Annotated in this window: 11 protein-coding genes; 10 read left to right on the top strand and 1 reads right to left on the bottom strand. The window is 59.0% G+C overall.

Annotated features, from left to right (window positions below; translation table 11 throughout):
* Window positions 1-18 precede the first annotated feature (18 nt).
* The 10 genes from HY011_21510 to HY011_21465 all read left to right on the top strand — a co-directional run bounded on the left by HY011_21510 (window position 19) and on the right by HY011_21465 (window position 13,908).
* Entirely contained in the window at window positions 19-654 is a 636-nt protein-coding gene (locus HY011_21510) for a response regulator transcription factor (protein ID MBI3425510.1), read from the top strand.
* Window positions 655-1,371: 717 nt separating this feature from the next.
* Window positions 1,372-1,566 (top strand): hypothetical protein, encoded by a 195-nt coding sequence (locus HY011_21505; protein ID MBI3425509.1) that lies wholly within the window; start codon window positions 1,372-1,374, stop codon window positions 1,564-1,566.
* A gap of 154 nt (window positions 1,567-1,720) precedes the next feature.
* On the top strand, window positions 1,721-2,359 hold the full coding sequence (locus HY011_21500; GenBank protein ID MBI3425508.1) for a hypothetical protein: 639 nt from the start codon (window positions 1,721-1,723) through the stop codon (window positions 2,357-2,359).
* 74 nt (window positions 2,360-2,433) lie between these two features.
* The gene (locus tag HY011_21495) at window positions 2,434-2,958 is read left to right on the top strand and encodes a DUF3179 domain-containing protein (GenBank protein MBI3425507.1); all 525 of its coding nucleotides are present in this window, start codon (window positions 2,434-2,436) and stop codon (window positions 2,956-2,958) included.
* A 21-nt stretch (window positions 2,959-2,979) separates the two neighbouring features.
* Window positions 2,980-3,696, top strand: coding sequence for a DUF3179 domain-containing protein (locus tag HY011_21490; GenBank protein ID MBI3425506.1), 717 nt, complete (start codon window positions 2,980-2,982; stop codon window positions 3,694-3,696).
* Window positions 3,697-3,819: 123 nt separating this feature from the next.
* Complete coding sequence (locus tag HY011_21485) at window positions 3,820-7,095, top strand: TonB-dependent receptor (protein MBI3425505.1); 3,276 nt, start codon at window positions 3,820-3,822, stop codon at window positions 7,093-7,095.
* Window positions 7,096-7,282: 187 nt separating this feature from the next.
* Window positions 7,283-8,545, top strand: coding sequence for a carboxymuconolactone decarboxylase family protein (locus HY011_21480; GenBank protein MBI3425504.1), 1,263 nt, complete (start codon window positions 7,283-7,285; stop codon window positions 8,543-8,545).
* A 159-nt stretch (window positions 8,546-8,704) separates the two neighbouring features.
* Window positions 8,705-10,594 (top strand): CRTAC1 family protein, encoded by a 1,890-nt coding sequence (locus tag HY011_21475; GenBank protein MBI3425503.1) that lies wholly within the window; start codon window positions 8,705-8,707, stop codon window positions 10,592-10,594.
* Between the two features lie 211 nt (window positions 10,595-10,805).
* Entirely contained in the window at window positions 10,806-12,962 is a 2,157-nt protein-coding gene (locus HY011_21470) for a TonB-dependent receptor (GenBank protein ID MBI3425502.1), read from the top strand.
* Between the two features lie 10 nt (window positions 12,963-12,972).
* Window positions 12,973-13,908 carry a hypothetical protein gene (locus HY011_21465; protein MBI3425501.1) on the top strand — a complete coding sequence of 312 codons (936 nt, stop codon included), beginning with the start codon at window positions 12,973-12,975 and terminating at the stop codon, window positions 13,906-13,908.
* Window positions 13,909-13,945: 37 nt separating this feature from the next.
* On the opposite strand, the gene HY011_21460 is transcribed toward HY011_21465, so the two are convergent.
* Window positions 13,946-14,839, bottom strand: coding sequence for an NAD(P)-dependent oxidoreductase (locus tag HY011_21460; GenBank protein ID MBI3425500.1), 894 nt, complete (start codon window positions 14,837-14,839; stop codon window positions 13,946-13,948).
* Window positions 14,840-14,856: the final 17 nt, after the last annotated feature.

Below are 14,856 nucleotides of genomic sequence, written 5' to 3'. Positions count from 1 at the left end.
TAGTTACGAAGAATGCTTATGGAAACAAATTCCGCGCAACCCATTCGCGTCATGGTTGTGGACGATCATCAAATCGTCCGCAAAGGCTTGGTCGCGCTCATCAATACCGAACCCGATCTGAATGTCGTCGCCGAGGCTGAGAATGGGCGGCAGGCCGTTGAGTTATTCCGCCAACACAGCCCGGACATCACGCTGATGGATTTGCGCTTGCCCGAAATGGGCGGCGTCGAAGCGACCCGTGCCATCCGGCGGGAATCCCCTGCGGCCAAAATCATTGTGCTGACGACCTACGACGGCGACGAAGATATTTACCGCGCGTTGCAGGCCGGCGCGCAAAGCTATTTGCTCAAGGGCATGTCCTTTGATGAATTGCTCGCCGCCATCCGCACGGTGCACGCGGGGGCACGGCGCATCCCCGCCGCCGTGGCCGAACGCTTGGCCGAACGCATGGCCGGGCAGGAATTGACGGGGCGCGAGTTGCAGGTGCTGGAACTGATCGTCAAAGGCCGCAGCAACAAAGAAATTTCCACCGCGCTTTCCATTTCCGAAGCCACTGTCAAATCGCACATCAATTCCTTGCTCGGCAAACTCGGCGTCACTGACCGCACCCAGGCTGCCACGACGGCGTTACAACGGGGAATTGTCCACCTATAGTTTTTAAGAAAAAGAATTTCCGAAAAGTCCCAAAGGGACGACCAGCCATAAGCCCAGGGTGAAGCCCTGGGGAGTCGTGCAAATGGTTCGGCCAGCCCCGAAAGGGCGACAGCCATAGGCTTGGCTGTCGCCCTTTCAGGGCTTCGCACAATGACTCAATGTGCTTCCTGGGGCTGCACCCCAGGCTGTTAGCTGACGCTCCGTTGGAGATGGCTACGGAAATTCTTTTTCTTGAAGTCTATAGATTGAGGAACTTTCCCGCCTACTCCACCTAAAGTTTGACTTCCAGCTCAATCGCTGGATTCAAGACAGGCCTCGCCACGGATGGTATTCTCAGGCTGTTTGGGGGAAGTTGCGCAGTTGGTTGAACACCAAACGTTTTCGCCCTTTTTTCTTGCCCAGCCGTTCAAGCTCAATTTGGAGCCGTAACACAAACGTTACTTACCTGTCGTCCCGGGTATTCTGTGTTCAGAATGAGGCGCTCTGGTTGGTAGCCAGTGAACGGTTGGGCAGTGAAAAAGGTGCGTTACGCTTTGGCCTTCGCAACACAGCTTCCTAAATGCCCAGGCTTTGCCACAGTGTCACACGTCACCGCGACCCCAACGCAAGTAAAGAAGAGGTGCCGAGGGGTGAAGAGGAAATCCTCCCTGTGCCGAAGTGGCCTGTGGCAAAAATTTATCCGCTCCCGGCTGAACGACAATGGAGAAGCCCCCGTCAATGACCGCAGCAGAATTCGCAAAAAGGAAAGGCGTCAGCTATCGCACCGTTTTGAACTGGATTCACCAAGGCTTGATCCCCGGCGCCATCGAACGCAACTCCGCCAAAGGTAAGTATTGGGACTTGCCCGCCGCCGCCTTGCAGATGGAAAAGCCCAAGCGCGGGTCGAAGAAAGGCCGCCCGCGTCTTCACTAAAACAAGCCTGGCGCCACCGCGCCAGCCCCAGGCTGGCGGAAAACGAAGCCGCAGCAGTCGTCTCTTGGTCATATTTTGGTGTACTGTTGCCCCGCACCCCGTCGCGCATCAGGTGACGGGAAAGGGAATCCCAGGAAACAACTCCAACTAAAGTATGACTCGAAATTCAATCTTCAGACCCAAGACAGCCGGGCGCGCCAATGCTAGGCTACGTGCGTTCGTCACCAATACTCTCGCTTTCAATGCCATCGTGAAAAAACAGTTGACGCTGCAACGCTGCTTACTGTGCCTGTGCTGCCTTGCTCTAAGCTTGGCCGCCGCCAGCACCGCGCGCGCGCAAACGAAATGGCGCGCTGCCACCGAGAAAGAACTGGCGGCGCTGATCCCCGCCCGCGCGCCGGTTGAGAAAGAGCAGATCGAAACCGAGTTGCGCACGGCGGCGGGTGTGACCGACGGCAAAGGCAAATTTATTGCCGGCGTCGTCATCATTACGGCGGGTTACGCTGCCGAAGGTAAGTACTCGCACTTTTTCATCGCGCAAACGTCGCTCAGGGTCGGCGAACTTGCGCTGCCCGCTGGCGAATATGTTTTTGGCTACAAACGGGTGGATGGCGAGATGCTGGAAGTGCGTTTCTTTGAAGCTGCCACAGGCAAGCCGTTGGGCTTGGTCAATGCACATTTGCAACCGGCGCGTGGCCCGATTCGATCTTTGCTGATCAATCCGCCGGTGGGTGGCAAAGGGACGATGTTACTTGGCAGGTTTGTTTTTAATTACGCGCTCAATAAACCTTGAAGAAGTAGCGGAGTTGGAGGGAGAAATTACGCTTCTTGTCAGCTTTTGGATAACCCGGTTTCTAGTTGTGTCTTATGCAAAACGCCCCAAGCGCCTATCAAATCGTTGCCCCGCGCACCTTCGTCAAATGGCTGCTCTTGCTCGCCGTGGTGGCCGTCGCCGTACTGCTCGTCTTCGTGCCCGCTTGGTACATCCAACCGTTTCGCCCGCAAACGGCCCGCAACGTGGCTGTCTCTTATGCCTTGAAAAGCTGGGCGCCGTGGGTGACGACGCTGGCAACCGCACTGGCGTTGTGGGTGAGCATTGCACTCTGGCGGGCGCGCACGGGCGTGGTTCGCAGGCTAGCTTTGCTGGTGATTTTACTGCCTGCGCTGGTCGCCACCTGGTTTGCCCGGCAAAACCATTTTGAATGGATGTTCGCGCCCCTCTCGACAGTCGCTTATGCCCGCGCCGACGAAGCCAACTTTGTGGCTGACAAAGACATGGTGATGGCGATTGCGGTCAACGGGGAAGCCGTGGCTTATCCGGTGCGGCAGATGGCCTATCACCACGTCGTCAACGATGTCGTCGGTGGCAGGCCGATCACCGCGACGTACTGAACGCTCTGTCACACCGGTCTGGTGTGGGAAGCCGAAGTGGACGGACAGCCGCTGAAGTTTCATCTGGCGGGTATCAATAACCAGAACTTCATCATGCGCGACGAAACCACCAATTCCTGGTGGCAACAGGTCAGCGGGGCGGCCCTGCACGGCCCACTCAAAGGCAAACAGCTCAAACAGGTTTTTGTAGACGAAATCTCGTTCGCCGTTTGGAAGCGCGAACATCCGCAGGGGCGCGTGTTGCGGCCCGACGAAAAGTTCAAAGCGCGATATGAGAAAGCCGATTGGGAAGCAGGCATTCAACGTATGCGGGTCGTCACGCCTGCCGACCCGCAAGACGCCTGGCAACCACGCACGCTGATTGTCGGCTTGGAATTGAATGGCAAGGGCAGGGCGTATCCGCAGGCCGATTTGGTCAAGCAACGGTTGACGCTGGATGAACTGGGCGGCGTACCGCTCTTTCTGATCGTGGGCGAAGACAACCAATCCGTCCGCGTGTTTGAGCGCAGCGTCAACGGGCGCACGCTGGAATTTTTTGTCAAAGCAGCGGCGAACCCGTTGCAAATTGTAGACGCCGAAACCGGCTCCACTTGGGATTTCAGCGGCGCGGCCATCAGCGGTCAACTCGCCGGACAAAAACTTAAACCAGTCGCCTTGCTCAAAGATTTCTGGTTCGACTGGCAGCTTTATCACCCCCGGACAACGGTCTATTCACTCGGCGGACGCGCGGGCAATTAGTGGGCGGTTTTCTGTCTACGGAAAAAAAGTGCGCAGGACGGTACCGCGACGCGGCCTTTTGTGAACGCCATCGCAAACCAGGCTAAGCTTGCGTGTTATCGCTACTACTGATTACCCATAGCAATGAATCATCAAAAGCTTTCCCCAACCTGCAAAGCTGTCGCGCTGTGCTGCGTGTTGCTCTTTTGCACGGCATCCGCCGCCGCGCAATTCACCGAGGCGACACTCAAAGGCGCGGTGAGCGACAGCACCGGCAACGCGCTCGTGCAAATCGCGCTGACCGCCACCCACGAACAGACCGGGTTGCAACGCGCGGCGACGACTGACAACAAAGGCAGCTTTCTGCTGGCCGGCCTGCCGCCCGGCATTTATACCGTGCAGGTGCGCGCCGCCGGGTTCAAAAGCTATGAACAGCGCGGGCTGAAACTCAACGTCGGCCAAACGACGGAACTGGTGCTGAAACTCGAAGTCGGCGACCTTGCCGAAGCCATCACCATCAACGCCAAACCCGAAGCCGTCGTCGCCACCGAAGGCCGTCTTTCAGACAACTTTTCCAATCAGCAACTCACGACGCTGCCGCTGCCGCAACGCGATGTCTTCCTGCTGCCGAAACTCAGCGCGGGCGCGACGCAAATTCTAGGCTCGGCCAATTCGACCAAGCTGACCAATTCGCCCGTCGTGACGGTCAACGGCAATCGTTATCGCGGCAACAACTACGTGCTCGACGGCGCGCTCAACACCAATCCGAACAACACCGGCGAACCGACGCTCGTGCCCGCGCTCGAATCATTGGAAGAAGTGCAGGTGCAGACCGGCAATTTTTCCAGCGAATATGGGCGCGGCAACGGCGCGGTCATCAATCTGCAAACCAAAGCGGGCACGAATCAACTGCACGGCAAGCTCTGGGAATACCACCGCAACGCCGCGCTCAACGCGCGCAATTTCTTTTCCGCCGCAGTGCTGCCGCAAGTCTTCAATCAATTCGGCGGCAACGTGGGCGGCCCGGTTTTCAAAAATCGCACCTTCTTTTTCGGCTCGTATGAAGGCACGCGCAACGCCGTCGGGCGTCCGCTTTCGTTTTTGGTCGAGACGCCGCAACTGCGCGACTACGTCATTCGCACCGCGCCTACCGGCGTCGCCGCGCGTTTGTTCAAACAATTCCCCGCGCCCACGCCCGTGGCGACGGGTTGCGCGACGGTGGCGGAGCAGCGCAACTGTCTGAGCACGGCGCAAGGTTTCATCCCGGCGATTGCGCTGGCGGCGGCGACGCTGCGCGATTACGTGCGCTTCGATCAGTATCTGGCGCGGCTTGATCACAGCTTCAACAACGGCGCGGACAAAGTGACGGCGCGCTGGATTTCAGAAAACCAGCGCGATCAGGGCGGCACGAGTTCTTCGCGCGCGACGCTGGGCAAGGCGCTGCGCGGTTCGCGTGGGCCGTTCGACGGCTTCTTTGCCAACTTGAATCTGGGCTACGTGCACGTCTTTCAACGCGCCGTCAACGATGCGCGCTTCTCGTTTCAAAACGTAGACACGACACGCGGCAATGCTGACGCCGCCGTGCCGGACATCACGATCACGGGCATCGAGATGCCCTTCGGCGATATTTTCAATTCACGCACGAAGCTGCGCACTTACGAAATCCGCGACACGCTGACGCTGGATCGCGGCAAACAAACGTGGCGCGCCGGGTTTGAATTGCGGCGCGCATTCAAAGGGCTTTCGCTTGGCCCGGCGACCGCAGGCGCATTCAGCTTTCGCAGCATCGCGGACTTTGTTGCCGACCGCCCGTTCCGTCAGACGCTCACGGTTGATCCGGCGACGGGTAAACCGGCGGGCTTTCCGCGTTACTTCACGCAATACGAAGCGGGCGCGTTCTTCCAAAACGATTGGAAAGTGACCGGTCGGTTGAATCTGAATCTGGGTTTGCGCTACGACTACTTCGGCGATGTGACCGAACGCGAAGGCCGCTTGTCTTCGATTATTCTCGGTACCGGCAACAACTTTAACGAACGACTTGCCAACGCCGCGCTTGGCCGCGTAGACCGTTTGTATACGCCGCAACGCCGCAATTTCGCGCCGCGCATCGGGCTGGCTTACGATCCGTTTGGCAACCGCAAGACGGCGATTCGCGCCGGATTCAGTCTGGCCTTTCAGCCGCATCACGGCCAATCCATCGCGGGCGCGCGCGCCTTGCCGCCGGATGCGATTCAAGGCGTGATTCAACCGAGTAACAAGATCGGTACGCAGATTCTTTACAACATCCCGGTGCCGTTTAACGCCGAGTTCGCGCGCGGCCTGAACGCCAAAGGCGGCGTCAACACGCCCGCCGGTGAGAACGCCATTCGCATCACCGGCTTCGTCGTCAACCCGACGATCAAGACGCAATACAGCGAGAACTGGTTCCTGAACCTGCAACGCGAATTCGCGGGCGGCTGGATCGTCGAAGCCGGTTACGTCGGCACCAACGGCATCAACCTCGAACGCATTGACGATGTGAACCGTTTCGCGGGCGATCTGGCCGATGGCAAGGAAGACCGCCTGAATCCGAATTTCGGCGTGCTGTTGTTCGTGACGAATGGCGTCACGTCCAGCTATCACGCCTTCACGGCGGAACTGCGCCGCGCCTTTGCTCAGACGCGCCTGGGCGGCTTCGCGCTGCAAACGAATTACCGCTGGTCGAAATGGCTGGATACGGCGTCGGACACTTCGACCGGCCAATTCACCGACAATTCCGAACCGGGCAAAGGCGCGCAAGACGCCGCGTGTTTGCGTTGTGAACGGGCGCGTTCGTTGTTCGATATTCCGCAGCGACTTTCGACCGTCGTAAGTTGGACGCCTGCTGTGCCTATGATCTTTGACACAACGCCGCGCTGGTTGGGCGCGTTGAGCCGTGACTGGTTGCTGTCCGGCGTGTTGTCAGCCCAGTCTGGCCGACCGTTTTCCGTTTGGAACGGCGCACCGTCCAATCTGGTGAATGGCCGCAACACAGGCGGCGATTACAATCTGGATGGCGGTGGCGGCGCGGTAGGCGGCTGGTTCTATGATCGCCCGAATGCGCCCGCGCCCGGCACGCTCAAGACTTCCTTTAGCCAGCGCGATTTTCTGAAAGGCTTGTTTGACGCCGGCATTTTTCCTGCGCCCGCATTGGGCCAGAACGGCACGCTGGGTCGCAACACCTTTCGCGGGCCGCGCGCGGTGACGCTCGATCTTTCGGTCGCGCGCAGCTTCACCGTGTGGGGCGAACGCCAATTGCAAATCCGGCTGGAAGCGTTCAATGCGCTCAACAATGTCAATCTGTTTTTGCCGAATGCCGATCTCTCGCTGGCTTCGTTTGGCAAGTCTACGCAGGCGCACGATGCGCGCACTTTGCAAGCGGGGCTGCGCTTTACGTTTTAATTTGAAACTTCCCTTGGGAGCGCAGGCATCCTTGCCTGCTATAAAAAATGCCGCGGAGCCTTCCTTATCCCGGTTTTGCATCGTGCGGAAACGGAGCGAAGGATGCTGCGCGACTTCTTTTACGGCAGGCAAGGATGCCTGCGCTCCCAGGGAGAATGCTCGCAATTTCCTCTGGGAGAAATCGTTTATGTTTCGCCTCTTCACCGGACTCTTCGTCACCGCATTGATTGCATTTTCAGTCAATGCGCAAACCAGCTTGTTACCCATCGCCAAGCTGGAAGCCGCCGCCCAACAGCGCGTCAACGCGACCGCGCGCTTGCCGCTGGGCAACGCCGCGACGCTCGGCAGTATTGAAACCTTCGACGCCGGGCGCGTGCCGAATTACCTGCGCGGCTTGGCGCAAATCCCGAATGCGCCGCAAACCTTCGCGCAGCTTTTCAAAACGTACATCACCGGCGGCACGCTTGCGCCCGAACTCAAAGCGGCGCTGGGCTTGCGCATTGCGCAGGTGAATCAAAGCCCGTATGTCGCCGCGCACATGCTGCGCTTGCTGCGCGCCAGCGAACGCGGCGCGCAAGTAGCAGAGTGTTTGAAAGGCGAAAAGCTGAGCGAGCTAACGCCCGCCGAACAACTGGCCGTGCGATACGCCGAATTGCTGACGCGCGATGTCCACGGCGTCACCGACGCCGAATTCGCCAAGGCGCGCGGGCAATTCAACGATGCACAGATGGTCGAGTTGACGATGGTCGTTTGCTTCTTCAACTACTTCACGCGCTATGCCGAGGCGTTGAATTTGCCAGTCGAAGCGTGGGCGCTCGATGCGCAAGTCAAACCTGCTTTGCCAGCGAAACCAAAAAATCGGCTGACCGAAGCGCGCATTGCGTTGGTCAGCGATGAAGAGATGGCGGCGGTCGTGGCGGCTGCCAATGCGGCGAAAGAAAGCGCCGCAGCGGCCAACAGTCTGGGCGTGGGCATTGCCAATTCACAACGGGCGATGCTGCTGGTGCCGGATCTGCAAGCGGCCTGGCGCAACTACGGCGCGGCGGTGCGGGCCAATTCCAAGCTCGGGCGCGAGTTGCAATTGCACGTTTCGTTCGCCGTCTCGGCGGCCAACGGTTGTCGCTATTGCACCTTGCATCAAGTGCTCGGATTGCGTAGGCTCGCCGTTGATCCCGCCAAGTTGGTTGCGATGCAAAAAGACGATACGCAGTTGAGCACGCGCGAGCGCGCCGCCGTCGTTTTTGCGCGCAAACTGACGCGCGGGCCGGGTTCAATGACTGATGCCGATGTCGCTGCTTTGCGCGTTGAGTTTCAGGATTACGGCGCGCTCGAAATCGTGCTGCAAACCGGCGCGTTTAGTTTCATGAACCGTTTCACCGACAACTTGCGCCTGCCTTCCGAGGACGAAGCAATTCGCGTGTATCAGGAAGTGTATGGCGTGAAGCATTGATAATCCGTCCGGCGCGGCAGCGCCTCTGGAGTGCGTGCGGCACAGGCCGCCGCTTTGGTATTCCTTCAGTAATTAGCCGATGAAGGGAATACCAAAGCGGCGGCCTGTGCCGCACGCACTCCAAAGCTGTCGCCCTCCTTCGTAATTGCATTTAATCCCATGAAATCTTTCGCATCATTGAGTTGTGTATTGGCCCTGCTCATCACCAGCCTGCTCGTCAGCGCCTGCCACAGCACGCAAGCGCCCGCTCCCACCACAGGCAGCACGCCCTTGCCCGCCAGCACTGTGGCGACGCCTGCACAAGCGGAGGCTGCACCGAGCGTTTCGCCTTCACCTGTTGGGTTGCCGCCACTGCCTGCGAAATTCGCCGACGTGACTTTTTCTGACGTGACCGGCCAAGCCGGGATTAAGTTCCGCCACAACAACGGCGCGTATGGCAAAAAGTATTTGCCCGAAACGATGGGCGCGGGCGGCGCGTGGCTTGATTACGACAACGACGGCTGGCCGGACGTTTTGCTGATCAATGGGATGGATTTTCCCGATGCGCCCCCACAGGCGAAGAAGCCACGCCGCTCGGTGCTGGCGCTCTATCACAACAATCAGAACGGCACGTTCACCGATGTCGCGGCTGCCGCTGGCTTAGCCAAGCCGATGTATGGGATGGGCGCGGCCATTGGCGATTATGACAACGACGGCAACGTAGACATCTTCGTCACGGCGCTCGGCCAGAACTATCTGTTCCGCAATCTGGGCGGCGGCAAATTCGCCGACGTGACAGCCAAGCTGGGCCTGGACAAAGAGAAAGAGTTTTCGACCAGCGCGGCGTGGTTCGATTACGACAAGGACGGCAAGCTCGACCTGTTCGTGTGCAATTACGTTGATTGGCAGTTGGAGAAGGACTTGAACTGCTCGCTCGACGGTACGAACAAGAGCTATTGCACGCCCGAAAGTTACAAGGGCCAACCTTCGCGCCTCTATCGCAACACGGGCGGCAAGTTTGAAGACGTGAGCGAAAAGGCGGGCATCTTCGATCCGACCAGCAAGGCGATGGGCGTGGCGATTACGGATTACAACAAAGACGGCTGGCCGGATGTGTTCGTCTCGAACGACACGCAGCCGAACAAGCTCTACAAAAACAACGGCAACGGCACGTTTAGCGAAACGGCGGTCACGGCGGGCATCGCGTTTAGCGACGAAGGCAAAGCGCGCGCCGGGATGGGCGTGGACTTTGCCGATTACGATGGCTCCGGCTTTCCCAGTGTGATCATCGGCAATTTCTCGAATGAGATGCTGGCGGTCTACCACAACGAAGGCAAAGCGGGCCTCTTCATTGACGAATCGCCTTCTTCCAACATCGGGCAGGCGACGCTGTTGTCGCTGACGTTTGGATTATTCTTTTTCGATTACGACTTGGACGGCAAGCCGGACATCTTCCTCGCCAACGGCCACGTCGCGGACGACATCAACGCCGTGCAACCGAAGATCACTTACGCGATGGCCCCGAAACTCTTCCACAACGACGGCAAGCGCAAGTTCACCGAAACGACGCGCAAGGCGGGCAAGCCGTTTGTGCGGCCCATCGTCGCGCGCGGCGCGGCGTATGCCGATTATGACAATGATGGCGACCTGGACGTGCTGGTGACGACGAACGGCGGCCCGGCCTATCTGTTGCGCAACGAGGGCGGCAATCAACAACGCTTTGTGCGTTTCAAAACCAGCGGCGACAAAGCCAACCGCGACGGCATCGGATCGAAGATCACTGTCTTCGCGGGCGATGGTTCGAAGCAGTGGCAGGTCGTCCACAGTGGTTCGAGTTATTGTTCACAGAGCGAATTAACGCTGACCTTTGGCCTGGGCCGCAACGACAAAATTGATCACGTCGAAATTGAATGGCCGAACAATACGGTGGAGGTGTTGAAAAACGTCGCGATCAATCAACTGCACATGCTGAAAGAAGGAAAGGGCATTGCCGAAAGCAGGCCGCTGCCGTTGGCGACTCCAACGCCAATAATTTCGCCCAGCGCTTCGCCGCTTGCGCAAGTACGGTAGTGAGCGTTTAATCCCACCAACGGAATGTTAGGGCGCGCAACTGATTAACCGTTGCGCGCCTTTTTCTAATTATCACCTTACTCTCCAAACTCATTGCGTTATGAAAATAAGTTGCTCCCTCTTGGTTTATGTTCTGCTCATTGTATTGTCTGCTGGGGCGCAAACTCTGCAGCAAATTTCCGGGCGCATTGTTGATTCGGCTGGTGCAAGCGTGAAAGGCGCGACGGTTGAGATTGCCTCCGCACAAATTCGCGCACAAACGGATGCGGAAGGCCGCTTTACCCTCACTCTGCCCATCGGCGAGTACGAGTTGCGCGTGATAGCGGATGGATTCATCCGAATCACGCAGCATGTCAGCCTTGCGGCGCAAACCGTCAATCTCACCATTCAGCTTGAACCTGCTTTGCTTATCGAAGACGTCGCCGTTACTCCGGCCCGCGCTGCCGTGCGGTTGGAAGATGCGCCCGCCAGCATCAGCTTGCTGGATGCGCGCGATGTCCAGAATGCCGGCGCGCAAACGACCGATGATCTGCTGCGCCAGATTCCCGGCTTCAGTCTGTTTCGCCGCGCGAGTAGTTTGGTTGCGAATCCGACGACGGGCGGCGTGAGCTTGCGCGGGGCGGGAGCAAGCGGCGCAAGCCGGACGTTGGTCTTGCAAGACGGCGTGCCGCTCAACGATGCCTTTGGCGGTTGGGTCTATTGGGATCGCGTGCCGCGCACCGCAATTGAACGCATTGAGGTCGTGCGCGGCGGCGCTTCGGATTTGTATGGTTCGGACGCGCTGAGCGGCGTGATTAACTTGTTGACGCGCCCGCCCGCCAGTCGTCACGTGAATGTTGAAGGAAGTTATGGCAATCGCGACACGGGCGAAGTTTCGTTCTTTGCCAGCGAGAAATGGAAGAGCTTTGGCGCGACGCTTTCCGGCGAAGCTTTCCGCACGGATGGTTATTTTCTGCTTGCGCCGACCACGCGCGGGACGGCGGATGCCCAGGCGGCCTCGAAACATCGCGTGTTGAATCTGCGGCTGCAAAATGATTTCAACGCGCACAGCTACGTGTTTGCGCGCGGGACGTTATTTGACGAAGACCGTGCGAATGGAACGGTCTTGCAATACAACGACACGGCGAATGAATCGCTGGCCGTGGGCGGGCGCGTGCAAACCGGCGAGGGCAGCACGTGGGAATTAACGGTCTTTGGCAATCAACAGCGTTATCACCAGAGCTTCACGGCGGTGGCGGCCAATCGCAATTCCGAGACGTTGTCGCGCTTGCAATTCGTGCCCGCGCGCGATGCAGGGTTGTCGTTCAATTGGTCGCGGCTGAATGCGGGCAAGCATTTGCTGGTCGCCGGCTTGGACGTGCGCGGCGTGCGCGGTACGAGCGATGAGATCGTCTATGCCAACAATCGCGCGACTTCGTTTGTCAGCGCGGGCGGCAGGCAGCGGCGCGCGGGCGGTTTCTTGCAAGGTATTTTCCAACTGACTTCCAAGTTGAGTCTGACCGCGAGCGGGCGCTATGACGATTGGCGCAACTCTTCGGCGGCCTCGGTGACGCGGACGCTGGCGACGGGCGCAGTTGTGCCGCGCTTCTTTGCGCCGCGTTCCGAAAGCGCGTTTAGCCCGCGCCTGGCCTTGTCTTATGCGGTCGCCGAACACGTCAATTTGCACGTCGCTGGGTATCGCGCCTTTCGCGCGCCGACGTTGAATGAGTTGTATCGCTCATTCCGCGTGGGCGATACGTTGACGCAGTCGAATGAGAAACTGACGGCGGAACGTTTGACTGGCGGCGAAGCGGGCGTGACGGCGGCGGCTTGGCAGCGGACACGGTTTCGCGCGACAGGCTTTTGGACGGAGACGATCAATCCGGTGGCGAACTTTACGCTGTCGGCGACGCCGACGCTGATCACACGCGAACGCCGCAACCTGGGGCGCACACGTTCGCGCGGTCTGGAGGCCGAAGCCGAATTCAATCCCGCCAAGCATTGGCAAATCACGGCGGGCTATTTGCTGGTTGACGCGACAATCCGGCGTGCGCCGCAGGATGCGCGGCTGGAAGGTTTGTGGGTACCGCAGGTGGCGCGCCATCAGTTCACGTTGCAAACGGCGTATGCGCACCCGCGCTTTGTGACGGCGGCGGTGCAGTTTCGCGCCATCGGTAAGCAGTTCGATGACGATCAGAATCTATTGCCGCTGGGCAACTTTGCCGTCGTTGATGCGACGGTGGCGCGTCCGCTGGGGCGCTGGTTCGAGGTGTTTGTAGCGGTGCAGAATTTGTTGGATGAGAAGATTGTCGTGGGACGCACGCCGCTGGAAACGCTGGGTATGCCGCGTTTGGTGCGGGGCGGCGTGCGGTTGAAGCTGGAACGCTGAAGGTAGGGAGATGGCTGTTTCCAACACAAAGTACGACGACGCTTTCAAAGAGTTAGCCGAGCGCGACCCGGAGGCATTGCTGTTGCTGTTAGGCGCGGTGCAGCCACACGAGGCGCTGTCAATCGAGGTACTCTCGCGCGAGTTGCGCGCGGGCAAACAGATTTCCGATCAAATCTATCTGGTGCGGACAGCGGTGGGCGCGCGCATCGTGCACGTCGAGGCGCAGACACGCTGGGAACCGGAGATGCCGCAGCGCATGCTGACCTATGCGTTGCTGATCTGGCTCACCTATGAAGCTCAGTATGAAGTGGATTGTTATGTGCTGCTGTTGACGCCGGAACGCTTGCCGTCGGTGGTGCCGGAGGGGCTGAGTTTGACGGCGGGTTCTTTGCAAGTGGCGATCAGGTTTCGCGTGTCCAAGGTGTGGGAAATGCCGGCGGAATTAGCGCTGGCGCTCGACCGGCCGCAGGTGTTGCCATTCGTGCCATTGATGCAAGGGGCTGAGGCGCATTTGCGCGGCGCGGCGTTGCGCGTGTTGCAACTACCCGACGCGGGCCTACGCGACAGCCTGTTTTTCAGTCTGTTGGTCTTGGGCAGTCTTCGCTATACTCACGACGAATTAGTTGTCGCGTTAAGGAGAGGAACCATGTTTGGAATCACGTTTGAACAGTTTCAACAGACACCGACCTATCAAATCCTGTTTAAGGTAGCGCAAGAAGAAGGCCGTGAAGAAGGCCGTGAAGAAGGCCGTGAAGAAGGCCGCGCGCAGGCGGCGGCGGACATTTTGGCCCGGCTGGCCGCGCGCCGTTTTCCAGCGGTGGATTGGCGTGCGCAAGTGGAAGGTCTCGAAGACTGGCAGGCCTTGGAACAGCTTTGCCTGGATTTTGCGCAACTGCCTGACGCCGAAACCTTGCAGCAAAAGCTGAGCAGCTTGCGGCAGTCGTGAATGAACGCCGCCGCGCGCGCGCACGGCTTGTCATGCGTTACTCAGCCAGTCCCGCCAGCCGTTCAAAAATGCGCACCAGCGATTGCGTGCCATCTTCGCCACGCCCTTCGGCTTCGACAGCGGCAAGCATTTGATGGGCCAGCCCGGCGGCGGGCAGCGCGGAATGATTGCTGTTGGCCGCATCCATCACCAGTCGCAAATCTTTTTGCTGCAACTTGACCATGAAGGCTGGTTTGAAATCGCGGTCAATCATCTTCTTGCCCAATACATCCAATGCCCACGAATTGGCCGCGCCGCCGGTCAACGCTTGATGCAACAGATTCAAATCCAAGCCGGCCTTGCGCGCAAAGGTCATGGTTTCGCAGACGGCCATCAAGTTCACCGCCACCATAATTTGATTGCAGAGTTTGGCGGATTGACCGTTGCCCGGCGCGCCGAAATGGGTGATGCGTTTGCCCATCGCATTGAGCACGGGTTGCGCTTGCGCGACCGCTTCAGCCGCGCCGCCGGCCATGATGGTGAGTGTGCCTTCGATAGCGCCTTTCTCGCCGCCGGAAACAGGCGCGTCCAGCCAGTGCAAGCCTTGCTTGTTGGCTTTGGTGGCGAGGTCGCGCGTGACACTGGGCGAGATGGTGCTCATATCAATGATGATCGTGCCGGGTTTGGCCGTGGCGAAAAGACCAGTCTCGCCGTAAGCCACTTCGACTACGTCTGGCGTATCGGTGACCATGACGATGATGACGTCACAAAGGGCGGCGACTTGCGCAGGTGTTGCGGCAGCCTGCACGCGGCCCAGCGTGGCGTTTTCGTCGGCGAAGTTGGCGGCTTTGCCGGGCGTGCGCGTCGCGACGACCAGCGGGAAGCCCGCTTTTAACAGATTCCGCGCCATGGGCTGGCCCATGATGCCGAGACCGATGAAACCGATTTGCATAGCTGATTCTCCTGTCC

Source organism: Acidobacteriota bacterium, from assembly GCA_016196035.1.
Taxonomy (GTDB): domain Bacteria; phylum Acidobacteriota; class Blastocatellia; order RBC074; family RBC074; genus JACPYM01.
The sequence above is the reverse complement of the archived record's forward strand: the minus strand, read 5'-3'. Positions and strand labels throughout refer to the sequence as shown.